Annotated in this window: 21 protein-coding genes and 2 tRNA genes; 10 read left to right on the forward strand and 13 right to left on the reverse strand. The window is 38.4% G+C overall.

Annotated features, from left to right (window positions below):
- Positions 1 to 149: 149 nt before the first annotated feature.
- On the reverse strand, positions 150 to 3,353 hold the full coding sequence (locus tag B2O97_RS21535; RefSeq protein ID WP_286768105.1) for a S41 family peptidase: 3,204 nt from the start codon (positions 3,351 to 3,353) through the stop codon (positions 150 to 152).
- Positions 3,354 to 3,891: 538 nt separating this feature from the next.
- Here B2O97_RS21535 and B2O97_RS21540 point away from each other — a divergent pair.
- Positions 3,892 to 5,079: an MFS transporter gene (locus tag B2O97_RS21540; RefSeq protein WP_286754227.1), complete on the forward strand. Its 1,188-nt coding sequence runs from the start codon at positions 3,892 to 3,894 to the stop codon at positions 5,077 to 5,079.
- A 30-nt stretch (positions 5,080 to 5,109) separates the two neighbouring features.
- Here B2O97_RS21540 and B2O97_RS21545 read toward each other — a convergent pair whose 3' ends face one another.
- The 3 genes from B2O97_RS21545 to B2O97_RS21555 all read right to left on the reverse strand — a co-directional run bounded on the left by B2O97_RS21545 (position 5,110) and on the right by B2O97_RS21555 (position 6,345).
- On the reverse strand, positions 5,110 to 5,784 hold the full coding sequence (locus B2O97_RS21545; RefSeq protein WP_286768106.1) for a phosphatase PAP2 family protein: 675 nt from the start codon (positions 5,782 to 5,784) through the stop codon (positions 5,110 to 5,112).
- 172 nt (positions 5,785 to 5,956) lie between these two features.
- A tRNA-Arg gene (locus tag B2O97_RS21550) sits at positions 5,957 to 6,028 on the reverse strand.
- 233 nt (positions 6,029 to 6,261) lie between these two features.
- A tRNA-Tyr gene (locus B2O97_RS21555) sits at positions 6,262 to 6,345 on the reverse strand.
- A gap of 288 nt (positions 6,346 to 6,633) precedes the next feature.
- Here B2O97_RS21555 and B2O97_RS21560 point away from each other — a divergent pair.
- From B2O97_RS21560 to B2O97_RS21585, 6 genes are all read left to right on the forward strand, one after another.
- Positions 6,634 to 7,266, forward strand: coding sequence for a peroxiredoxin (locus B2O97_RS21560; RefSeq protein WP_286754224.1), 633 nt, complete (start codon positions 6,634 to 6,636; stop codon positions 7,264 to 7,266).
- Positions 7,267 to 7,350: 84 nt separating this feature from the next.
- Positions 7,351 to 7,665: a thioredoxin family protein gene (locus B2O97_RS21565; protein ID WP_046673204.1), complete on the forward strand. Its 315-nt coding sequence runs from the start codon at positions 7,351 to 7,353 to the stop codon at positions 7,663 to 7,665.
- A 4-nt stretch (positions 7,666 to 7,669) separates the two neighbouring features.
- Positions 7,670 to 7,900, forward strand: a complete 231-nt coding sequence (locus B2O97_RS21570) for a DUF6952 family protein (protein ID WP_236560329.1) — start codon at positions 7,670 to 7,672, stop codon at positions 7,898 to 7,900.
- Between the two features lie 659 nt (positions 7,901 to 8,559).
- Complete coding sequence (locus tag B2O97_RS21575) at positions 8,560 to 11,013, forward strand: PIG-L family deacetylase (RefSeq protein WP_286768107.1); 2,454 nt, start codon at positions 8,560 to 8,562, stop codon at positions 11,011 to 11,013.
- A gap of 7 nt (positions 11,014 to 11,020) precedes the next feature.
- A complete protein-coding gene (locus tag B2O97_RS21580) occupies positions 11,021 to 11,230 on the forward strand; it encodes a hypothetical protein (RefSeq protein ID WP_070562731.1) in 210 nt (69 codons plus the stop codon).
- Positions 11,231 to 11,324: 94 nt separating this feature from the next.
- The gene (locus B2O97_RS21585) at positions 11,325 to 13,037 is read left to right on the forward strand and encodes a sodium:solute symporter (protein ID WP_286768108.1); all 1,713 of its coding nucleotides are present in this window, start codon (positions 11,325 to 11,327) and stop codon (positions 13,035 to 13,037) included.
- 109 nt (positions 13,038 to 13,146) lie between these two features.
- Here B2O97_RS21585 and B2O97_RS21590 read toward each other — a convergent pair whose 3' ends face one another.
- From B2O97_RS21590 to B2O97_RS21625, 8 genes are all read right to left on the reverse strand, one after another.
- The gene (locus B2O97_RS21590) at positions 13,147 to 14,001 is read right to left on the reverse strand and encodes an N-acetylmuramoyl-L-alanine amidase (RefSeq protein ID WP_286768109.1); all 855 of its coding nucleotides are present in this window, start codon (positions 13,999 to 14,001) and stop codon (positions 13,147 to 13,149) included.
- Positions 14,002 to 14,012: 11 nt separating this feature from the next.
- Complete coding sequence (locus B2O97_RS21595) at positions 14,013 to 15,050, reverse strand: DUF3078 domain-containing protein (RefSeq protein WP_070562723.1); 1,038 nt, start codon at positions 15,048 to 15,050, stop codon at positions 14,013 to 14,015.
- A gap of 22 nt (positions 15,051 to 15,072) precedes the next feature.
- The gene (locus B2O97_RS21600; protein WP_070562720.1) at positions 15,073 to 15,834 is read right to left on the reverse strand and encodes a hypothetical protein; all 762 of its coding nucleotides are present in this window, start codon (positions 15,832 to 15,834) and stop codon (positions 15,073 to 15,075) included.
- 61 nt (positions 15,835 to 15,895) lie between these two features.
- Positions 15,896 to 16,729: a glucosaminidase domain-containing protein gene (locus B2O97_RS21605; RefSeq protein ID WP_070562717.1), complete on the reverse strand. Its 834-nt coding sequence runs from the start codon at positions 16,727 to 16,729 to the stop codon at positions 15,896 to 15,898.
- Positions 16,730 to 16,744: 15 nt separating this feature from the next.
- Entirely contained in the window at positions 16,745 to 17,269 is a 525-nt protein-coding gene (locus B2O97_RS21610; protein WP_046673195.1) for a glucosaminidase domain-containing protein, read from the reverse strand.
- Between the two features lie 22 nt (positions 17,270 to 17,291).
- Positions 17,292 to 17,927 (reverse strand): O-methyltransferase, encoded by a 636-nt coding sequence (locus B2O97_RS21615; RefSeq protein WP_070562845.1) that lies wholly within the window; start codon positions 17,925 to 17,927, stop codon positions 17,292 to 17,294.
- A 241-nt stretch (positions 17,928 to 18,168) separates the two neighbouring features.
- Positions 18,169 to 18,798 (reverse strand): GTP cyclohydrolase I FolE, encoded by a 630-nt coding sequence (folE, locus tag B2O97_RS21620; RefSeq protein WP_112375154.1) that lies wholly within the window; start codon positions 18,796 to 18,798, stop codon positions 18,169 to 18,171.
- Positions 18,799 to 18,826: 28 nt separating this feature from the next.
- On the reverse strand, positions 18,827 to 19,240 hold the full coding sequence (locus tag B2O97_RS21625; RefSeq protein WP_070562714.1) for a 6-pyruvoyl trahydropterin synthase family protein: 414 nt from the start codon (positions 19,238 to 19,240) through the stop codon (positions 18,827 to 18,829).
- Between the two features lie 585 nt (positions 19,241 to 19,825).
- Here B2O97_RS21625 and mqnB point away from each other — a divergent pair.
- The 3 genes from mqnB to B2O97_RS21640 all read left to right on the forward strand — a co-directional run bounded on the left by mqnB (position 19,826) and on the right by B2O97_RS21640 (position 22,443).
- Positions 19,826 to 20,467 carry a futalosine hydrolase gene (mqnB, locus tag B2O97_RS21630; protein WP_070562711.1) on the forward strand — a complete coding sequence of 214 codons (642 nt, stop codon included), beginning with the start codon at positions 19,826 to 19,828 and terminating at the stop codon, positions 20,465 to 20,467.
- A 123-nt stretch (positions 20,468 to 20,590) separates the two neighbouring features.
- Positions 20,591 to 21,577, forward strand: a complete 987-nt coding sequence (locus B2O97_RS21635; protein ID WP_046673190.1) for a pyruvate dehydrogenase complex E1 component subunit beta — start codon at positions 20,591 to 20,593, stop codon at positions 21,575 to 21,577.
- A 110-nt stretch (positions 21,578 to 21,687) separates the two neighbouring features.
- Positions 21,688 to 22,443, forward strand: coding sequence for a DUF6263 family protein (locus B2O97_RS21640; RefSeq protein WP_070562709.1), 756 nt, complete (start codon positions 21,688 to 21,690; stop codon positions 22,441 to 22,443).
- Positions 22,444 to 22,502: 59 nt separating this feature from the next.
- Here B2O97_RS21640 and gcvH read toward each other — a convergent pair whose 3' ends face one another.
- Positions 22,503 to 22,883, reverse strand: coding sequence for a glycine cleavage system protein GcvH (gcvH, locus tag B2O97_RS21645; protein WP_070562707.1), 381 nt, complete (start codon positions 22,881 to 22,883; stop codon positions 22,503 to 22,505).
- Positions 22,884 to 22,982 lie beyond the last annotated feature (99 nt).

Here is a 22,982-nt window from a genome sequence, read left to right on the forward strand (position 1 = left end):
CGAATGAAGTACATCATACGCTGAAGGGCGATATAGCAGAAATCGGAAGATCAGGTTCATAAAAATGCCCCCAGAAAGTGTCTAACTTTTTGGGGGCACTGCAACTTTGGACAGTTTATTTAAAGTAAGTAATGTTAGCGCTAACTTCTTTATTTTATACTGTCAAGAATTTCTTTTATAGCTCTTTCCAACTGCGGATCTTTATTTTCCATCCGATCTTGTACGGTATTTTTTACAAGAATATCTGGGGCAACTCCAGTTTGTTCGAGATCCTGACCATCAAGCGTATAACATCCCCAAGACGGAAGTCGATAGTTTGATCCGTCGACTAAGCCTTTAGCAGAAGTAAAAATAATCCAGCGATAGGTCTCATTACCGATGATTTTGCCCAACTTAAGTGCTTTAAAGCCCGCTGCAGTCATTTCAGCATCACTCAGCGATTGCTCATTAATCAATAAAACAATAGGCTTGGCAGATGGTGCAAAATTACTTTGTGGCGCACGTTTACCACCTCGGTATTGCCACTGTAAGTAAGGGCGTTGTGACAGGAATCTTAAAACCTCATCGTGTACATTTCCGCCTGTATTATAACGCAAATCTAAAATAATCCCTTGTTTGTTATTCTCCTGTTCGGCCATGTCGATCAAGAACCGCTGTAACTCAGTATCCGACATATTTTTCATATGTGAATAGGCTATCTTATTGCTACTCAACTGATCAACTCGACTTCGGTTATCTCTAATCCATTGGTCGTAGAGGAGATCTCTAAACACGGCGCTTGATACCGGACGAATGTTTGTCTGAATTTCCTTGCCATTACGATTCAAGGTCAATTGAATTTCTTCTTGCAGTGAAGGCCAAGTAAAATAACTATCGCGGTCTGCCTGCGTATTCAATTTTGTTCCGTTAATCGCGATGAGGATATCACCCGCATGAATATCAGCTTCTTTCTTTGCCGCGGGGCCATTCGGAACAATATAGCTGATCTTGTAAGGATTGCTGGAATCATAGGTCACACCGATTTCATTCGTTACAAAACCAAACGGCTTACGTTCTTCCTGTCCCATTGAACTGAAACCCAGATGCGACGAATTGAGCTCGCCCAACATATCATTTAAGAGGATGCGCAAATCTGTCCTATCGTTGATACCTGGAAGATACTTTTCATATTTCTTTTTTATCGCAACCCAATCCACTCCATGGAAGTTGCTATCGTAGTAATTTTCCTCTAGATTGGCCCATGTTTCATAAAACATTTGATTGAACTCTTTCTCGAGATCCCGATTGAATTTAAAACTCATTGTAACCGCATCAAGCTTATTCAAGTCAAGATTGTATTTCTGAATCGTTCCTCGGGTCAATACGAAGTATTTTCCCACCGACTCTACAAAATTCTCCATGCCTCCGTCAGCGACTTTTTCGGTTTTGGCCGGTGCAAACAACTCATATACGGTACGATAAGTACTATATTTTCCTTCATGATTGGATGAATAGAACAGATAGGATTTATCCCCCTTTTGTATCACCAAAGGATTAGATTGTGTTCCAAATGCAGGACTCACTTGCTCAATTCGATCACGCAGTCCTTCTAAATCCAATTGAACCAAACCAGCTTTCTTGGGTTCGGCTACCGGTATTGCGGTTGGCTTGCCCTTATCGACATCATTTTTCTTTTTATCCTTAGCGCCAGCTTCCTTCTTAGCTGTACCAGTTTTATTTACTGTTGTATCTTTCTTTTCGGGTGTTACAAATAATTCATCAAACTTTGCACTACGGTAAGGTTGGTCAAAGTTGGTCAATGCCATTCGGAAAATGCTGGAGTTTTGCATACCGGTAGGATAAGAAGGCTTAGTCCTATTACTCGCAAAATAAATATATTTACCATCAGGAGACCAATATGGTGCTGCTTCTGTAACTCCTGTATTTGTCAAATTAGTCGTTTGCTCATTTTTCAGGTTATACACAAAGATATCCTGTTCAAAATTGCGCATAGCTGTGAATAAAAGATAGTTTCCATCAGGGGAGAATGAGGGCGAAGAATTTTGAAATGCCCAGATTTCATCTTTAACCACTGTTTGGCTCTTCAAACTTGTCAAATCCAATATACGTACTTCATCACGACCACTGAGGTACACAGCTTTTGTCCTATCTGCATTGCACGTAATATCACGGTTGTTACGCAGATCTTGTGTCAATTGCTTTACCTCACCTTTACCGTCTGCTGTGCGTGAAAACCAGTTCTGGTAGCCTTGATACGTTTGGCTATAGAGTAATGTTTTACTGTCTTTAAGCCATTTAACCTCCATGACACGTTCTCCCTGACCGGGCATCTGACGAACAAACTTTCCTTCAATATCCGAAACGAACAATTCGCCACGTGATACAAATGCCATTTTCTTTCCGTCCGGAGAAACGTCGAAATTACTGATGTTACCTGAAATGTTAAACTCTTTCAGCTTTCCTAGCACTTGATTGCGGTTAAGTGCGATGTTGGGCTGTACGGTTTTCTTTCCATTGACATCATAAATATAAAGCTGATAGCCCTTTTCAAATGCCACTTTAGTACCGTCTGCCGCGACAAACGGACGTTTGATTGATTCTTGGAAAGAAGTCAATTGAGTTTTCGACTTTCCCGTTAGTTGATAAAGGTTGTACTCACCATTGCTTTCATCGGAGACATAGAATATGTTTCCTTTTTGGTCCACAGTGGGCCAAAAATCCTTACCGATATAATCTGTATACTGTTGAAATGCCTTTGTTTTGGGATTATAAGACTTGATATCTGGATTGAAAGCACCTTTATATCGCTTGCGGTTCGCCGAGCTATAGCCTTCCCAGCTGTCATTGAATAACAATTCTCCCGAAGGAGTTGGCACCACGTTACTGATATAATTAAAGACATGTGGAAATAACCTTGTCGCCGTACCTCCATCCAAAGCAACTTGATAAGCGCTCATTCTATTGTAACGCGATGATGTGAAATAAAGCGATTTGCTATCCCAGCTCCAGCTGTCCACTTCGTCCGAAGCATCATGCGATGTCAGCTGCCTTATATCTCCACCCGCCAAGGGCATTACATAGACATCCATATTACCGTTTTGATTGGCGGAAAAAGCCAACCATTTTCCATCTGGGGAAATTCTTGGATTGATCTCATTTCCTTCCATTCCTGTTAACCGTACCGCAACACCACCTTGACTTCCAACTTTCCAAAGGTCACCTTCGTAGCTGAAAACCATTTCCTTTCCATCGGGACTTAAAGTCGGATGGGATAAAAACGTGGGTTGTTGGGCAATAACACAGGTTGTTCCAGCATAGGCTAGAACTGTACTTAAAATTAGTTTCTTTATCATGTTATCTAGGAGGCTAATAATTGTTTGCCAATACAAAGGTAGAATAGGTATTGAACAAACCACCATGAAATAGCGAAGAATTTTATATTTTTATTCCTTCACGACATCAGCATTTAATTGTTGACTTTCTCCCGTTATTTCACTGCTATTATTTTCTAATGATATGGAAGCCCAAACCTCTTCTATTTTGACTACCACATCGAATATCTTCTTAAATTAAAGTATGCATACAAATTAACTGAAACAAATGTGTCTATTTTCGGTTCCTATACAAGGAATGATTACGTATAATATATGATATTGAATAAATAGGTTTAACCGAATTCAAAAAGCACATCGTATTATTTTCTTACCGGAAGATTGAGGCAGAAGATAATTGTCAAAACTAGCGCATATAATTATCGTCGCGTCGATATGCTATTTAAATATAGGCATATTTCGTATCCTTATTGCAACCTAAACATTCAAATATTTTTTGAATCATTATATTTTTTAATGGGATACTTATCCTTAACTTTGCACCCTCAAATCAGAAACTATGGACGCAACGTTAACTCACTCAGAAGAAGATCTTTATAAGAAACGAAATCGCATAAGAATTGCGGTATCGCTTTTCTTTTTTTGCCAAGGTATCGCGTTTGCATCTTGGGCAAGCCGCATCCCCGTTATCAAAGCTCATCTCAACTTAAGTGAGGGTCAATTGGGGACAATTTTATTAATGCTTCCAGTCGGACAACTTGCAACGATGGCTCTTTCAGGAAAATTGGTTACAAAATATGGAAGTGCTAGCGTTTTGCGTATCGTACCCATCGCTTACACCTTGGTCTTGTGCTCCATCCCCTTTGCGCAGAATGCCTGGCAGTTAGGAGGCATACTATTTCTATTTGGTGTAACCGGTAATATGTGTAATATATCTGTTAATACACAGGGTGTCGCAACGGAGCAGGTTTTCAAAAAATCAATAATGACTTCCTTTCATGGAGCCTGGAGTATCGCTGGTTTCACAGGAGCACTAGTAGGCTTGTTAACGATGAATTTTGGACTGAACACCTTTTACCATTTTTTAATCATATTAGTCATTGTCACAGCGAATACACTAATCAACCAAAAGTATTTGGTTCCTGGCAAATCTCCTCAAAAGGAAAAGCGCAGTTTTTTCTCTAAACCAGAAGGTGGCTTACTTCAGCTCGGCATCATCGGCTTTTTCAGCATGGCAACTGAGGGGGCAATGTTCGACTGGAGTGGGGTGTATTTCAAGGAGATCGTTCAGGCGCCAGAGAAATTTGTTGTCGTTGGCTACGCTTCATTTATGATCATGATGGCTACTGGGCGCTTTGTTGGTGATGCTGTCATTCGGAAATTGGGCCGAAAAAGGACCCTGCAGTACAGTGGCCTACTGATGTTCATCGGGATGATGACATCGGTTATTTTTCCCGAATTTATCATCTGTACCCTAGCTTTTATGTTGGTCGGTATCGGTGTAGCTTGCAATGTCCCCTCCATCTACAGTATTGCCGGACAGAACAAAAATGTGCCCTCTGGAGTGGCTTTGGCCATGGTTTCAAGCATTAGCTACTTGGGCTTTTTAATGGGACCACCTTTAATTGGGTATATTGCTGAAGCCTTTAGCCTACGCTATTCCTATGGTGTTTTTGCCTGTTTCGGACTGTTGATGTTTATAATGGTTGGACGATTATCTTTATTCAAAGACACAAGCCAAACCTAATCGAACGATGGAAGTATCTTCTTACTGAATTTAAAGTTTGACCTGAAGAAATCTCGTGCTAAATGACATGCGTTTATTTTTCAAGACATAAGACATGGCAAGTAAATAAAAACAAGCCGTACCGCTTCCTAAAATTGATCCAAACCAAACATCTTCTACGAAATGCTGCCCCAAATACACCCGAGAGTAAGCTGTTAATGCAGCGAGAATAAATACAGTTATACCAAAAGCTTTATTTTTTGAGAGAATAGCTAACGTAGCCGCCAGCGCAAAGGCCGAAGTTGTATGTCCGGAAGGAAAGGAGTTAAAGTGCGCTACACGCAACCAAGAAACAACATGGAATGTAGGATCTCCATGAAATACGGTTGCCGGTCTATCGGCATCGAAAAGGTTTTTCAGTATACAGCAGATCAGCCCCGAGAAAATATATGTCCCCAGGATAGCTCGGGCAAAATTCCATTGCTGCGTACAGCAGTAGGCAATAAAAACACCTATAACAAAAAGACCGTCTCCAAAATAAGTCTGTATTGTAAAAAGAATATCAGCCCAAAATGAATGTCGAGTATTCACAAAATGGAATGCATCTTCCTTCGGAATAAATATAACAACAGCTGTCATTAAGACTATCCAAATGCTAAAGCAAGCAAAAAAAGCAGGGTTAGCTGCATATACCTTTCTAAATTGGTATAATAAAAATTTTCCCATTCAATTTATATTATCGGATTACAGGCCAAAAGTAAAATTGCTGTAAATAATTATCCGAAAATAATCATTCCATTAAAAATTTACAATTCTATTACCTATTTATTTTGATAAGAAAAGGAAAAGCTTTATTAAATAAACAAAAAAAGCGATGGAAATCCATCGCCTTTCTCAGTAGCCCCGAGCAGAATCGAACTGCTATCAAATGTTTAGGAAACATCTATTCTATCCGTTGAACTACGGGGCCCTTTCAGAAGCCAAACTTAGGCTTATTTTATATATAAGTCAATAGCTAGTCTAAAATCCTGTTATATTTTTTTAAAAAAGAGAGGTAGCCACTATATAGACTCATTATACCAAAGCGATTAACATTGACCATAGCCAAAATATATATCAAAATCGTTTCACGTACGATGGAATAGTCACGATCAACCGCAAATTTAGAACCTGTAAAATAGACTGGATTTAGAAAAGAAGAAATGGTGGAGGGAGAAGGATTCGAACCTTCGAAGCCGAAGCAACGGATTTACAGTCCGTCCCATTTGACCGCTCTGGAACCCCTCCAGCATTGTGCTGTTCTAGAATTGAACGTCGCAAAAGTAGCTTTTGATTTGCAAAACTGCAATAATTTTTGGGTATAAATCTGTAACTAGCGCAGTATGAATTCATTTATTTTCAAGCAACATATAAATGGTCTGTTAATCATCAGATCAACCTATAATTATTATAATAAAAACTTATTGTTATAATCTAGTCATAATAGATTTTGACGATAGTGTATTGGTAAAATCAATTCGCTTTTTGGATCGAGTTGCTGTATCTTTGTGTCAACAAAAAAAAGAAAGATATATTATGAGTTTCACAGGTAAAAGTTTTCCAAGCATTACAGTAGATGCAATTGATTATTTAGGCGACAATTTACAGATCAACATTTTTGAAAAAGCAGTTAAAGAAGGTAAAAAAGTGCTTTTATTTTGGTATCCAAAAGATTTCACTTTCGTATGTCCTACTGAATTACACGCTTTTCAAGAAGCAGCTGCTGAGTTTGAAAAACGCAATACAGTCTTAATCGGCGCTTCTTGCGATACAAATGAAGTACACTTTGCTTGGTTAAACACAGCAAAAGATAACGGTGGAATTGAAGGTGTTGAATATCCTCTTTTGGCAGACACCAACCGCAACTTATCAAGTATATTGGGAATCTTAGATGTTCAAGAAGTTGAACACCCTGAATACGGAACATTGGCACAAGGTTCTGCGGTTACTTATAGAGCAACATATTTGATCGACGAAACTGGCCGTGTATTCCATGAATCAGTAAACGACATGCCTTTGGGCCGTAACGTTAAAGAATACTTACGTTTGATCGATGCTTACGCTCACGTACAGAAATTTGGCGAAGTGTGTCCTGCAAACTGGGAAGAAGGTAAAGATGCAATGAACGCAGATAGAAAAGGTGTAGCTGAGTATTTAGCTAAACACTAACAATACAAGACCACAGTGTCTTTTCGACAGGAGCTTTTCCCGGCTCCTGTTGATTTCTCCAACAATCACCTTAAAAATAAAATCATGTTACAAGAATTAGAAAACGATAATTTACAAGAAATTGTAAACAATAACGATATTGTAATGGTTCAGTACTCCGCAACTTGGTGTGGTAACTGTAAAATCATGAAACCGAAATTCAAAAAATTGGCTGGCGAAAATGATAGCGTACCTTTTGTTATTGCTGATGCAGAAAAATTTCCTGAATCCCGCAAACTAGCAAATGTCAATAATCTACCCACTTTCGCTGCTTTTAAAAACGGTAAATTAGTCAATCAGGTACAAACAAATAAGTTAGACGCATTAGTAGAATTATTCAATGAAACTACCAGTAATTAAGCATTTGACAGAGTTCATCGAGCAGAATGATGTAGATTATGTCTTGGAAACAATCGAGACACTGGAAGCTTTAACCGAAGCTCCTTTGAAAGATGAAGAACTTGACGTTCTTGGTGAATTGATTTCAAACCTATACGGAGCTGTAGAGGTAGATAAATTAATTAAAGAAGGTAACTCCAAAAAAGACGCGTTAAATATGTTTATGAAGCGTGTTCTAGGCGCCATTGATAAATAGTGTTTGGTCCCAAAAACATTCGTGTGAAACTTTCTTTAAAGGTTGCTCCTGTCGTTTTTGAGCATTTGAAACATAGAAACTAAAATCGATTGAAATTTGTCAAACAAATATACAATTGGCTTTAGACCAATACAGATTTTTTTGAAGGTAGCGGAAAACCTATCTTACCTTAAATATCGCTGTATTGCAGCATCTTAAACGCATGACGCCGCTATATTATATGTTTTCCAAAAGCTAAAATGTTGACAAAATTTAGCAATGTGGAAAACTAATTAAGGTAATCTGACAGAACTAAATATTTTCTACATATATTTACTTATGTTAAAGGTTGCCACTTGGAGCGAAGCGACAAAATAACTATTCTCTAAAAATTCGTTTCAGGAAAAAATATTTTAATTGTTAAACGGAAATTCCAGCTTGATTGGGATTTCCGTTTTTTATTTATGCCTATATTTTACCATTTAGTGATCTATCCCTCTACCTCGTCACTCAAACTAGCTTCCTTTTATGGCCCTAAGTTTAATTCGCCTAATATCCATAAGTCAAAGCAATATACCAACGTCACAAGTGGGCTAATTAAAGACTGTCAATTAAAAAGACACGCAATAAAATTACAATCTCCAACAATCCGTTGTTCATCAAAATTTTTATCTTTAAACATGCGAAGACCTTTTCTCTCTGTTATCATTATTTTGGCTGGCATCTTGTCAACTTCAATCGTTAAAGCACAGAATCCACAGTGGAACGCTGCTGAAATTAAACTTCATCTAGAAAAACTGAACGTGCTGGGGTCGGTACTCTATTTTGCAGCACATCCCGATGATGAAAATACCCGGCTAATAGCTTGGCTAGCGCAGGAAAAAAAATATAAAACAGGCTATTTATCCCTAACTCGAGGTGATGGGGGACAAAACCTTATCGGAACAGAACAAGGTATTGAACTTGGATTGATTCGAACGCAGGAATTACTGGCAGCTCGAAAAATCGATAAAGGTGAGCAATTTTTTTCATCAGCATACGATTTTGGATTCTCGAAGACTCCAGAGGAAACTTTCGAATTCTGGGATAAACAGCGTGTTCTCCGCGAAGCCGTATGGATTATCCGCAAATTTAGGCCCGATGTCATCATCACGCGTTTTCCTCCCGATTCAAGGGGTGGCCATGGTCATCATCAAGCCTCGGCCATTCTAGCACATGAAGCCTTTAAAGCTGCTGCTGATCCGAATATATTCCCAGAGCAACTTCAATTTGTAAGCCCCTGGAAAGCTAAACGCTTGCTTTGGAATACAGCTAACTTCGGAGGTCAAAACAATACACGTGAAGATCAGTTAAAAATAGATATCGGGGATTACAATTCTCTTCTAGGAGCCTCTTATGGAGAAATTGCCGCACAAAGCCGTTCATCACACAAAAGCCAAGGCTTTGGTTCGGCAAGCCAACGTGGCTCATCAATCGAATACTTTGAGTATGTAGACGGTGCACCTGCAAAAAATACACTCTTGGATGGAGTTGACACCTCATGGAAAAGAATTCAAAACGGCAGTAAAGTTGAGTCCTTAATTGACCACATCAATCAAACATATCAAATTGATAAACCCGAATTGATCATTGCTGAATTGATCCAACTGTACAAAGCACTGGATCAAATTGATGATGAATACTGGAAAACTGAAAAGAAAAAAGAGGTTGAAAAACTAATTCTTGCCTGTGGTGGAATTTGGTTCGAAAGTATCGCTAAAAATCCATCCTATGCCTTGGAAGATCAGATCAAAGTAGAACATTCCATTATTGTTCGGCGTCCAAATGTAACCGTTGAGCTGACCCAAATAAATGGAAATAGCATTCATGAAACACTACAAATAAACAAGCTTCACAGAGACTCTGTTCTTGTACATGCAGACAGGACGACACAACCCTACTGGTTGATCGAACCACATGGGAAAGGTAAATTTAATGTCAGCGATTTCAACCTAACCGGCTACCCCGAAAACCCGTACGCTCCAGAGGTATCATTTCAGCTCCGTATTAATGGTGAAAATATCACACTCAGTCAACCCATCAAATATAAATATACCGATCCTGTACGAGGTGAAATCTACGATCCCATTGTGATCGTCCCACAGTTGACGGCTAAAAGTTCCAGCCCTTTGGCACTTACACAAAATGCCCACACTGTCAAAGTGAATCTGACTTTTCAGAAAAACGGACAAGCAAACACAACCACATTTAACGTCAGACCGCATGTACCTAAAGGCTGGGAAGTTTCACCGGCATCTTTTGACCTATCTTTTGACAAAGGCGAGCGTACAATTTCCAGAGAGATCAGCATAAAACCATCAGATGCTTCTAAATCTTCCATTGATACCCTTGGGTTCCTCTTGGCAGACAAAGAACGTTTAAAGGAGATAAAATCCATCGACTACAATCATATACCTAATATTGTTTATTTTCCAGATGTCGCTATAAAAATGAGCAATATCAACCTGGTCAACGACGTAAAGAGCGTGGCATACATCCATGGGGCAGGGGATCTAATTCCTGAATCATTGACGGCCATTGGTATAAAAGTCGATGTGTTAAGTAACGAACAAGCTTTAAAAACAGATCTTTCTAGCTATGACGCGGTAATTCTTGGTGTCCGAATATTCAACGTTAACAAACAAATTGTTCCGCTCCAAAACAAACTACTCGCGTATGTCAACATGGGCGGAACAGTTTTAGCGCAATACAATGTAAACAATGGACTGATCTCAAAAAACTTTGGTCCTTTTCCTTTTAGCGTCGGAAGAAGCCGGGTAACAGATGAACTTGCGACAGTACACTTCGATAAAAATGATCCGATTTTCAATTACCCGAACAAGATCAGCGAAGCTGACTTCGAACACTGGGTACAGGAGCGGGGGTTATATTTTGCAGAAGATATTGATAAAAAGTACCGCACTCCGATCAGCATGCAAGATCCCGGTGAACCCTTGCACAACGGCTCACTACTCATTGCTCAATATGGAAAAGGTAAATTTGTTTATACATCTTTATCTTTTTTCAGACAATTGCCTGCAGGAATTCCCGGAGCTTATAGATTATTCGTAAATTTGTTATCAAAATCAAAATAATATAATAATGGAAAATCAGATTGACAACAGCTGCACAACAATTGATGCTGGCAAAGCAAAAGGAATCATTCTTTTAGTTGCTGTAGTATTTGGTGCATTAATTGGATTCACTGCAAACGAGACATTTCTAAGCATCTTCGGTGGTGCTATTGTCGGATTGATTATCGCTGCTATTTTTAATAGTGTTATCTATCCACAGAAGCCTTCAGATAGATAAAAAATATGAATAGCTGGAAGCGTTTCTACTGGTTAGTCGTTATCTGGCTATTTTTATTCATCCTTTTTCTGTACATTTTCACGAACCACTATTCATGAGTACAGCAGATTGGATTGTTTTATTTCTGACACTCTTATTTATTGTCATATATGGCATTTATAAGAGTAGGGGTATAAAAAATATTGATGGATATCTTCTAGGTAATCGTTCTTTACCCTGGTATCATGTCGGATTATCAGTAATGGCGACGCAAGCGAGCGCCATTACTTTCTTATCTGCCCCCGGACTAGCCTATTCTTCTGGAATGAGTTTTGTCCAATTCTACTTTGGTCTTCCGTTGGCCATGATTGTGCTCTGCATTACATTTGTCCCTATTTTTCATAAGCTAAAAGTATTTACAGCCTACGAATTTCTAGAAAAACGTTTTGACGTCAAAACCAGAGGACTCACTGCTATTCTTTTTTTGATACAGCGGGGGATATCAACAGGTATTACCATCTTTGCACCCGCTTTAATTATATCGACCATTCTTCATATTGATCTTACCTGGACCACATTGGCCATAGGGATTTTTGTTGTTATCTATACGACCTATGGAGGAACCAAAGCCGTATCTCATACGCAGTTGCTTCAAATGAGCATTATCTTTGGATCATTACTCGTAGCAGGCATATTAGTTATCCATCTCCTGCCAGAGTCAATTGGATTATCAAAAGCACTTCATATTGCAGGAAAATCAGGAAAAACCAACGCGTTGGATTTTACTTTTGACCTCAATAATAACTATACGCTTTGGACAGGACTAATCGGAGGTTTTTTCCTACAGCTTTCCTACTTCGGGACCGACCAAAGTCAAGTAGGCCGTTATTTGACAGGGGCTTCGATCAAGGAAAGTCGCATAGGGTTGATTATGAATGGTCTACTGAAAATCCCCATGCAATTTGCGATCCTGTTGATTGGAGTTCTGGTATTTACCTATTATCAATTCCATCAGCCACCCATTTTTTTCAATCAAGTCGAGATCAAGAAGCTTAAAGAAAGCAAATATGCTCCTGATTACCAGATTCTCGAACAAAAGCATAGCGAGCTGTTTAAAACACGTGAATCTGTTGTTCAGCAGCTTAATACAGCATTGGATCACGATGAAAAAAGAATTGCTGATCATCGATCCTCACTCGGTCAACTTAATGCAAAAATGCAAGCGGTAAAAGAAGGGACTTTGGACTTAATCAAAAAAAACAACCCAACAGCGGAAACGAATGACAATAATTATGTCTTTCTTTCTTTTGTGACGAGCGTCTTCCCAAAGGGCCTAATTGGGCTACTCATAGCGGTCATTTTTCTCGCATCCATGGGGTCTACAGCAAGTGCTATCAACTCATTGGCTTCAACAACGACCATTGATATCTACAAAAGATTTATTAATCCTACCTCATCTGAAAAACAAGAACTTTTGTGGTCGCGTTTATTTACGTTGATCTGGGGTACATTTACTGTTATTGTTGCTTTGTATGCGAACAGATTGGGTAATCTCCTCGAAGCGGTCAATATCCTGGGCTCACTATTCTATGGTACTATCCTAGGGATCTTTATCGTCGCCTTCTACATGAAGAAAATTCAAGGCAAAGCTGTTTTTCTTGCAGCCATTCTTTCCGAAATTATCGTGATAGCGGTATGGACGATAAATAAAATTCCTTTTCTCTGGCTAAATCTTATTGGCTGCCTAGCTGTCATGTTAATCGCCTATATCGTACAACTGGGGACGAAAGTACCTCGTCCCATGGAGGACAATAGTGATCTTAAATAAAACCTTCATGACTTCACAGACACCAACAGCAATGAAAGCGAGCTGAAGGTTCTTTTTGGCCAATAAGATCATACTTTCAGAAAAAATAAAAAAGCCTGATTGCTCAGGCTCAGTATTTTTTATAGATATTGTACAATACACTCTTATCGTATATGGTCAATTCGGGGGTTGTATCTCGAACGACAAACTTTCGTTTAAAGGCAACGATAGCGGCTTTTAGATTGGATGTATCATAACCAATAATTTTAAGCGCATCTATCGCATTAAAGCTATCAGGAGGGGCCACAAGCTGTCCTTCATCATACCATATTCCAAAACCCCGTTCTGCAAGCTTTTTCCACGGGAAAAAAACGCTTGGATCATTCTTGCGTGATGGAGCGATATCAGCATGGCCAATAAAATTATTTGCTGGAATTAAATAACGCGATTTCAAGGTATCAAGCACAGTCATCAATGAATTAATTTGTGCCTCAGGAAAAGGCTCCCTACCATTATTATCCAATTCTATACCTATAGAACAGGAGTTCATGTCGACAATAGAACCCCATTTTGCCATCCCCGCATGCCAAGACCGAACATAATCGTTCAACATTTGTATAATCTCCCCATTCCGGCCAATGACATAATGTGAACTCACTTTAGTTCTTGGAATCTGAAAGGTTTTGATCGTCTGCCCAATACTATCTTGTGCTGTATGATGAATAATGACATAGTTAGGTTTACGAACATCATAATGTATGGCTTCCTCTTGGCGCCAATAAGGATGGTTTCCAGATTTCTGTAAAAAAACAACCTTTCTTTCCTCAGGTGTCAATAAATTGGTATCTGGCTTAGCTTCGACTTTCTCTTCCACAACCAATGCAGAAGCAAATGACGCAACTAGCGGTTTTGCAACCACCGGCTGTATCTTCGACTTGCAGCTTGCCAAAGACAGCAATGAACAAAGCAATATCCCTATTGACACAGACCTAAACATTATTTTGGTAAACTATAGACTATACCCAATGCCAGCGACTGGCTCAACTGTACTCTTGAAATAACATCTGGATCATAGATCATAATACCATTTAAGTTCACATTGATGACTCTCGTGACTTTTGCCGTTACAGTTACATCCAGACGGTGTGTAGGATTGGAAAGTTTCTCGTAATCAGCAAAAAGGTTATAACGAGCCTTTACATTCAGTTTATCTGTGAAGTTTTTGTCTAGGTTACCCGTTAGCTGGAATGCCAGTGCATTGGCAAAAGTGCGGTCTTCCTTTACACCAAATCGTTCACCAGTACCCGCACTTGGATTGTTAGGATCTCTATAATAGCCATATTTCTCAAAGAAACCTTCTCCAGAACGAGGCTTAACACGCTCATCCAAGATAAAAGTCTGGCGTGCAGTACCTGTACCGAAACGTAGGGAAAATTCGTTACTAGGCTTATACTCAAGACCGAAAGATTCTGTCAGATAAGCTGGTGCCATAAACGCATTCTCAATATAGTCTATTGTATCTCTGCCGTTAACCGTTTTATACTTATAACCCGCATCAAATTGCGACTCAAATGTCACCGACGTAAACAATGCCCAATTGGCAGACAATTTATAAGAAAGCTTATTATCCCAAAATATACGGTCATTATTCTTCTTCGCAATATTATTGGTATTCTTTATCTTTCCATAACGTAAATCAACTTCGGTCACAAAATTGAAATTGTCCTTCGTATAATCCGATTTATGATTCGCATTCAATCCTACAGCAATAGAACCAACACCGCCACCTTTCCAATTATCATTAAATGACGCCTGATTTAAATTGATCCCAAATTTTGTCCAATGTTTCCAATAGTCTACCTCTAAGTTTAGTTTTGGAACTATAGGACGAATCGTTTTAATATTTAATGGTTGCTCTTTCTGTACAGAAATTGCGGTATCTGGCTTAGCGCGAAGATCTTTCAGATCCTGTGCTTTTAAGCTGGTAATAGAAAGGCAAAGCAGAGCCATGCCGACAAAATTGAATAACTTCATTCTGAAAACGTCTATTTTTTGTTTACGGTACTAATTTATAATTAATTGTTGGAAAAGGCTCAATAAAATATTGCGAAGGGTTCAATTGATACTGTGAATAACAATCCTTGATATAATTCGCCAGTTCATAATCACTCGCTGAGAGAACAAAGAAATAGGAGGGTCTAAATATCCTTCTAAATCGTTCTGCTTCATCGCTATTTAGTCCAGTAATCTTGCTGATAAGCTCTTTCGAAAATTTATAATCGATCACATTTTCCTTATAGTCATTTTCAATGGTTTTAGTTAGTCGACGTGCTCTTTTGGCCTCCTTGCTAAATAAACTATAGATTGAATTGATGCTTAATCCAGCACCATTTTGACCAACAGAAAATACGTCACCATAACCCGCAAGACGATACGCTTTCTCGTAATCCTCCTTTGCTTTTTTCAGAATTTCTTCTGGCGTCTTGCGTGCAAAAACCTGAACTTCATCAATATAAAACGATTCACGTACCAAATGAAATAGCAACAATCCACGCTTATCCACCTGAAGAGTATCTGAAAAATAGCCTTTACATAGCGCAACAATATGATCTCCTAGCTGTGCATTAAAGACAAATTCTCCTTTAATAGTATTATAATTGACCTCCCCGGTACGCAAGTTCGCCAGCTTCACATTTCCAATACGTTGTTTGGTATTTTTATCAAAAACAATACCCTCGACTTTTTTATCTTGGCAAAAAAGTGAAGAAGTAAAGCCAACAAGGGCAATAAGTAGAAAAATATATCGCTGTAGTATCACTTTCGTAAAACTACTATATCGCTGTACAAAAGCGAAATATTTAACATCTTTTAAAGCGTAACTATTTAGATATAACCAATAGCTGACCTAAAGATAGGGCATCATCGGTAAGACCGTTTAGGGATTTGATCTGATCAACGGATACATTGTACAGCTTACTGAGCGAATATAACGTATCCTGAGCTTTAACCTCATGAATACGCATAGCTACCGGGCTCTTGATTTCTTCTGTCTTTACGACGGTAGGAGGGGTTTCTTGTACATTCTGTACGATCTCGACCTGAACAGTCTCTTCACGTACAACCTTTTCACGTGGCGATTCACCGCGATCGTATTGATCAAGATGATATCTTTCGATCATTTCGATCAGCAATTCAGGATAACGCGGATTGGTGGCGTATCCAGCCGCTTTCAAGCCTTTGGCCCAGCCTTTATAGTCGTTCTTATCCAACTTAAAGAGTGCCGCATATCGCGGTCGTAACAGAAACTCTGAGTGATCCCGAAAAGATTGTTCGGGATTTTCATAAACCCGAAAACAGTCATTGATATTATCATCGGGACGAGTCACGGATTTTCCTTTCCAAACTCCGCCACATTTAATACCGAAATGATTATTAGCCTCACGCGCAAGATAACTGTTACCATTACCGGATTCCAGTAAAGCCTGAGCAAGTTTAATGCTCGCAGGAATACCATATTTATTCATTTCTGCAACGGCCACATCTTTGTAATGAGCAATATAGTCGTTGCCAGCCATGGTAGGTCGCCCCACAGAAGAGGATGAAGAAGTTTTTGAATTGGAGCCAGATTTAGTGGAGGAAATTGTGCCTCTCCGGCTTGAACATGATGTAATCAACATCATGAATACAAACATGCCATAAAAAAACTTCTTCATGCAATACTATCGCGCTTATTTTTTTGTTGACGAGAATCTATTTTGCTTAGCATCATTATCAAACATATCCAAATGATATTGTCTAATAGTAGCGAGTACTTTTGCTGTCCAACCTTTACTCGTAGAGTAGCCCGAACGAGCAATCGCTTTTACCCAAGCTTCGTATTTTTCACCGGGATGTTTTTCAAAAAGACTCTGAGTAGTCTTTTTTCTTTTTACTATTCCTACAAAATCATCATACGAGTCCATTACAGACCGATAACCTTTGTAAGCTGACCGAATAACGGTACTGTTGTTTTTTCCTTTGACACCAAAATGGTTATTCAAATTTTTTGCTACCCTGCTACCACCATTTCCGCTTTCATGCATAGCGATGGCTAAGATAACCGATGCTGGAACACCATGTTCCTCCATCATTTCTTTTGCTATTGGACTGTACTTATCGACATATGCCGCATTACTTTGAGCTGAAACTTTTGTTAATCCAAAAGTTCCCAAAGCTAGTAACAGTACAAAGCTTTTTAATTGTTTTAAATTCATGAAGAATGTTTTAGTTCACAAATTACTTCTTGCGCAAGGCAAAAAGTCCGTCTCGAATCGGTAATATTACCTTTTCTACGCGCTTGTCCTGAGCTAAACGTGCATTCAAATCAATGATCTGCTTTGTTTGGTTGTCTGGTTTTGAATCTAACACCTTACCTTTCCATAAGACATTGTCAATCAAAATAAGTCCCCCAGACGGAACTTGATTTATTATCGTTTCGAAATAATATAAATTTCTCTTTTTGTCCGCGTCGATAAATACCAAATCAAATGTTTCATCTAATGTAGGTAGTATTACCGCTGCATCTCCAATATGATATTTGATTTTATCAGCAAATGCCGATTCATCAAAATAACCTTGGACGCGTTCTTGTTGCTCTGCATTGATATCGATAGTATGCAATATCCCATCTTCCTGCAGCCCTTCTGCGAGACACAACGTTGCGTATCCCGTAAACGTTCCTATTTCCAAAATACGTTTCGGAGCAACCACTTTACTCAATAAAGAAAGAACTCTTCCCTGGTAGTGCCCAGATAACATATGGGGCATTGTTTCCTTCAAATATGTCTCCCGATTTACCCTTTTCAGTAACGAATTTTCCTCGTCTGTAGTATGTTCCAAATAGGACTCTAAATCGTCGGCAACAATTTCCATAACCACAAAGGTACCAAAAAACATTTTTATGATAAAAACTTTTTTTTACAAAAAACTGAATATCAATTAAATACAATTATCCTTTTGTAAAGAGCATTTTTCGGAAATCGCCTCAGAAGCATAAAAAAGCCATATTGCCATTTTTTGATTTTCTATTTTGTTTCCAAATTTCATCAAAAAAATAACCCACTAAAAGGTGATATTTTAGCGGGCTATTTTTTATTATTAAACAACAAATATATTAAGCAAGATCAGCAGTGATCAAGCGTAAAAATTCGGATCTTGTGACATCATTTTGAAATGCTCCAGTAAATGCAGAGGTGGTGGTTACAGAATTCTGTTTCTGAACACCACGCATGGCCATACACATGTGCTTACATTCCATGACCACAGCTACGCCACGAGCGCCCAAAGTTTCTTGAATACAATCTCTGATCTCATTGGTAAGACGTTCCTGAACCTGCAGACGACGCGCAAAAATATCAACGACACGTGGTATTTTACTTAAACCTACAATATGACCATTGGGAATATATGCGATATGCGCTTTACCAAAGAAAGGCAACATATGATGCTCGCAAAGAGAATATACTTCAATATCCTTGACGACGACCATTTGACTGTAGTCCTCCTCAAACATTGCTCCCCGTAACACTTCCGCAGCATCGATATCATAGCCATGTGTCAAAAATTGGAATGCCTTTGCGACACGTTCTGGTGTTTTCACCAAACCTTCACGTTTTGGATCTTCCCCCAGACATTCCAATATATCTGTATAATGAGCAGCGATGCGATCTACCTTTTCAGTATTGTATTTGTCGATCTTAATATATCCATCCAACTCTTCGTTGTCAAATGAGTGTTGACTCATAGTTTCTACTATTTAAATGTATTAAAGATTAATCGCCAAAATATTCGACGTAATTATTTTCTGTTTCATGCAAACGGACACTATGCAAGATCACACCCTGTTCATCAAACAGCGGTTTTAAGATCTTAAATATTTCGATTGCGATATTCTCCGTAGAAGCCATGACTCCCTTCATAAAATCAACATCTAAATTGAAATTACGGTGATCGACTTTGTCAATGATACTACGATTGATTATTTCTTTCATGATCTTTAAATCGATCAAAAAACCAGTCTCCGGATTGACTTTTCCTTTAACTGTTACATAAAGATCATAATTATGTCCATGCCAATTTGGATTGGAGCAAAGACCAAATACCTGTTCATTCTGCTCTTTACTCCAGTCTTCACGATAGAGCTTGTGCGCAGCACAGAAACGTTCGCGACGAGTTATAAATACCATAATGATACAAAGATAAGGCATTAAGAGCAATTAAAACATCTCAATTTAAGGAATGAAGTCAGAATATAGTAATATAATGGAGTGCCTTCCGCCTTTTGTCATCACACAGGGATAAAAAGCTCCTTATTCTTAGCTGTAACATGATTTCGGGAATTAATTTGCTAAGACTTCGCAGTGAGTTTTTGTATGCACCCTGTTGACAAAAGTGTTGCCGGATAATGCGGATACTTTAACATGATATTCTTTGTGTTTTAATTAGGTTTTACTTAGGTTTTAGTTAGGTTTTGTTTAGGTTTAGTATAGGTTGGACCTAAATTAAACCTAACTAAATTCTAAACTAAAGGTATATAAAAGCTAAACTAATATATAAGAAGGTCATAGCTGTTTCTGATTTCAATAGGCTAAAAATGGCACCGTTCGGACTCGATGATCAAAAATGATTTCGTAGCAACTAATCAGTTAACCTTATTATTATAATCAAGCTCAAATTTGTAAGCAGGACGAATTCCTAGCTCGCTATTTTTATGCTAAAAAAAGGTATGCCTGCAATATAATTTGTAATTTTCCATCAAAAACGAATTTATCATGCAAATATTAGTGATTGCGGCTACTTCATTTGAATTGCAGCCTTTTCTGGAAGTGGTGCCAAATTACAGTCAATGCGATACCCTAATCACTGGTGTGGGCATGGTGGCCACAGCCTTTGAGCTAGGAAGAGTGCTACATGAAAAAAAATATGATCTCCTCATTAATATCGGGATAGGGGGATGTTTGGACCGACATATTAAAATAGGCTCAGTTGTTCAAGTCGTTTCGGAATCATTTGTTGAACTGGGCGCGGAAGACGGTCATAATTTTATTCCAATAGATCAATTGGGCTATGGAAAGTCTAAATTTACTTCGTGTTTCCTGAATGACAAGGAACTTAGGCTTCCTTTTTTAAAGCAGGGGGAAGGAATTACCGTAAACAAAGTCCATGGTAGTACAGAAAGTATTGAAAAAGTTCAAAAACTGCATCCTGATAGCCTTATTGAAAGTATGGAGGGAGCCGCTGTTTTCTATGCTGCCGACAAAATGACTGTTCCCGTAATCGAGATTCGTGGAATTTCGAATTACGTGGAGAAAAGGAACCGGGCCACGTGGAACATTCCATTGGCGATAATGAATAGTAATAAGGCACTTATAAAGACATTGGACTATCTGAACAACTTCTATTCAAAAATTTAATACAAAAGTCATTTACTTATTAAAAAATGACATAAAACTATAGAATTAGCAGGTTCAAATCTTCAAAATATCAATTTTAAATAGTAGATTTGTAATCTAAAAATTGACACTATTTTACAACTGATGAGAGAAATACAATTCAGAGAAGCACTTCGTGAAGCAATGAACGAAGAAATGCGTAAAGACGACAAAATATTTTTATTAGGAGAAGAAGTTGCTGAGTATAACGGAGCTTACAAAGTAAGTCAGGGTATGCTTGATGAATTCGGTGCAAAGCGTATCATTGATACACCTATTGCGGAACTTGGTTTTGCTGGTATTGCTGTTGGTGCTGCAATGAATGGTTTGAAGCCAATTGTTGAATTCATGACATTCAACTTCTCACTTGTTGCAATTGACCAAGTAATCAATGCGGCAGCTAAAATTCACTCGATGAGTGGTGGACAGTTCTCTATTCCGATGGTCTTCCGTGGTCCTACAGGAAATGCGGGTCAGCTTGCAGCACAACACTCTCAAAACTTTGAGAACTGGTTTGCAAATACACCAGGTTTAAAAGTTGTGGTTCCTTCGAACCCATATGAAGCTAAAGGTTTATTGAAATCAGCTATTATCGATCCAGATCCTGTTATCTTCATGGAATCTGAGGTCATGTATGGTGATAAAGGACAAGTTCCTGAAGAAGAATATTACTTAGAAATCGGAAAAGCTAATATTATCCAAGAAGGTACAGATGTAACTGTTGTGTCTTTTGGTAAAATGCTTCCTCGCGTTGTCATTCCTGCAGTTGAAGAATTGAAAAAAGAAGGTATCAGCGTTGAATTGATTGACTTGCGTTCGGTACGTCCTATCGATTACCCTACAATCATCGCGTCTGTTAAGAAAACAAACCGTTTGGTAATCGTGGAAGAAGCATGGCCACTAGCGTCTATTTCTACCGACTTAGCATTCAATGTACAACGTAATGCATTTGATTACTTAGATGCCCCAGTTATCCGCGTAAATTGTGCAGATGTACCTCTTCCTTATGCTCCAACATTGATCGAAGCTGCTTTACCTAGCGTTGAGAAAGTTGTTAAAGCTGTGAAAGAAGTATCTTATATCAAGAAGTAATACGAATTACATCCTTAAAAAAATTAAAATCCCTTTTACTGTGTGAAAGGGATTTTTTTTATATTTAAACTGGCCAATTGTTGCTTACTAAAAAAATTAAAATTCCATATATGAAAAAATTAAGAATTGCCTCTTTAATGGCTGTATTTGCATTTCTCGTGATATCTGCTTCCGCACAAAAGAAATACACATTACGCGTAAATCCCGATTCAGGGAAAAAAATATCACAAAATCTTGTGATGACCATGGATATTGACGCTGCTGGCCAAAAAATGGTGACAGACCTTAATATGGGCTTTGATATCACCAATACGACGAAAAAAGACAACATATTTGCGTTCGATCTTAAATATACCGGAATCAACATGAAAATGAATATGGCAGGAATGGATATGACTTACGACTCTAAAAACCCCGAGGCCAATGAATTTTCTAAACAGATGCATGCGACCTTAGGCAAGTTGCTCGAAAATAGCATTAGCTTTAATGTTGATCAACTTGGCAAATCTTCCGATATCAAGTTGCCTGAGGGCATTAACATGCCATTTGATAAAAGTATGTTCGAAAATATAACTACAGTATTGCCTGAACAGCCGATTAAAATAGGTGATTCTTGGACATCCAAAACTGAATCAGATGATTCAGGCATTTCAGTAGAAAACAAAATGACTTTAATAGAAGCAAATGAGCTAGGCTATAAAGTAAATGTTGAAGGAAAAATGTTCGGTCCGGATGCAAATCAGGTAGGCAACGTACAGGGCTTCTATGTCTTGGATAAAAAGACCTGTCTTACCACGAGTACAGAAATGACAAGTGCCGTGGATATGCCTGAAGCAAAAATAAAGACCACCTTAAAAACCCAATAAACGACGAAAAATAAAATAGGGGCCAAAAGGCCCCTATTTTATTTTTTTATATATCAAATTTATGCGTTGATCTCTTCTTTGTACAGATCAGCAGATAACAAAGCGTCAACATCAGCAGCGTTGTTCAATTTAATACGAACAATCCAGCCTTCACCATAAGGATCAGAATTGACCAATTCAGGAGATGCATCAATAGCTTCATTCACCGATAAAATCGTAGCTGCTACAGGTAAAAACAAATCAGAAACTGTTTTTACGGCTTCAATTGTACCGAAAACTTCATTAGCGGCTACTTCTTCACCTACAGTGTTTATGTCAACAAAAACGATGTCACCCAATTCACGTTGAGCGAAATCGGTAATCCCTACAACTGCTTCATCACCTTCAACACGAATCCATTCGTGATCTTTGGTGTATTTCAATTCTGCTGGAAAATTCATTGTATTTAATTTTTTGATTTTTAATGCCGTGAAGTTACAAAATATCTTCAATTGTCAAAAATGATATTCATCATAACATTTTTGTGTTTATTTTTAAGC

The organism is Sphingobacterium sp. UBA865 (assembly GCF_002295765.1).
GTDB classification, from domain to species: domain Bacteria; phylum Bacteroidota; class Bacteroidia; order Sphingobacteriales; family Sphingobacteriaceae; genus Sphingobacterium; species Sphingobacterium multivorum.

Bases quoted from the DNA above. Each gene is read 5' to 3' on its own strand.
- B2O97_RS21535 (WP_286768105.1), bottom strand. From the start codon at position 3,353: ATGATAAAGAAACTAATTTTAAGTACAGTTCTAGCCTATGCTGGAACA.
- B2O97_RS21540 (WP_286754227.1), top strand. From the start codon at position 3,892: ATGGACGCAACGTTAACTCACTCAGAAGAAGATCTTTATAAGAAACGA.
- B2O97_RS21545 (WP_286768106.1), bottom strand. From the start codon at position 5,784: ATGGGAAAATTTTTATTATACCAATTTAGAAAGGTATATGCAGCTAAC.
- B2O97_RS21560 (WP_286754224.1), top strand. From the start codon at position 6,634: ATGAGTTTCACAGGTAAAAGTTTTCCAAGCATTACAGTAGATGCAATT.
- B2O97_RS21565 (WP_046673204.1), top strand. From the start codon at position 7,351: ATGTTACAAGAATTAGAAAACGATAATTTACAAGAAATTGTAAACAAT.
- B2O97_RS21575 (WP_286768107.1), top strand. From the start codon at position 8,560: ATGCGAAGACCTTTTCTCTCTGTTATCATTATTTTGGCTGGCATCTTG.
- B2O97_RS21580 (WP_070562731.1), top strand. From the start codon at position 11,021: ATGGAAAATCAGATTGACAACAGCTGCACAACAATTGATGCTGGCAAA.
- B2O97_RS21585 (WP_286768108.1), top strand. From the start codon at position 11,325: ATGAGTACAGCAGATTGGATTGTTTTATTTCTGACACTCTTATTTATT.
- B2O97_RS21595 (WP_070562723.1), bottom strand. From the start codon at position 15,050: ATGAAGTTATTCAATTTTGTCGGCATGGCTCTGCTTTGCCTTTCTATT.
- B2O97_RS21605 (WP_070562717.1), bottom strand. From the start codon at position 16,729: ATGAAGAAGTTTTTTTATGGCATGTTTGTATTCATGATGTTGATTACA.
- B2O97_RS21610 (WP_046673195.1), bottom strand. From the start codon at position 17,269: ATGAATTTAAAACAATTAAAAAGCTTTGTACTGTTACTAGCTTTGGGA.
- B2O97_RS21615 (WP_070562845.1), bottom strand. From the start codon at position 17,927: ATGGAAATTGTTGCCGACGATTTAGAGTCCTATTTGGAACATACTACA.
- folE (WP_112375154.1), bottom strand. From the start codon at position 18,798: ATGAGTCAACACTCATTTGACAACGAAGAGTTGGATGGATATATTAAG.
- B2O97_RS21625 (WP_070562714.1), bottom strand. From the start codon at position 19,240: ATGGTATTTATAACTCGTCGCGAACGTTTCTGTGCTGCGCACAAGCTC.
- mqnB (WP_070562711.1), top strand. From the start codon at position 19,826: ATGCAAATATTAGTGATTGCGGCTACTTCATTTGAATTGCAGCCTTTT.
- B2O97_RS21635 (WP_046673190.1), top strand. From the start codon at position 20,591: ATGAGAGAAATACAATTCAGAGAAGCACTTCGTGAAGCAATGAACGAA.
- B2O97_RS21640 (WP_070562709.1), top strand. From the start codon at position 21,688: ATGAAAAAATTAAGAATTGCCTCTTTAATGGCTGTATTTGCATTTCTC.
- gcvH (WP_070562707.1), bottom strand. From the start codon at position 22,883: ATGAATTTTCCAGCAGAATTGAAATACACCAAAGATCACGAATGGATT.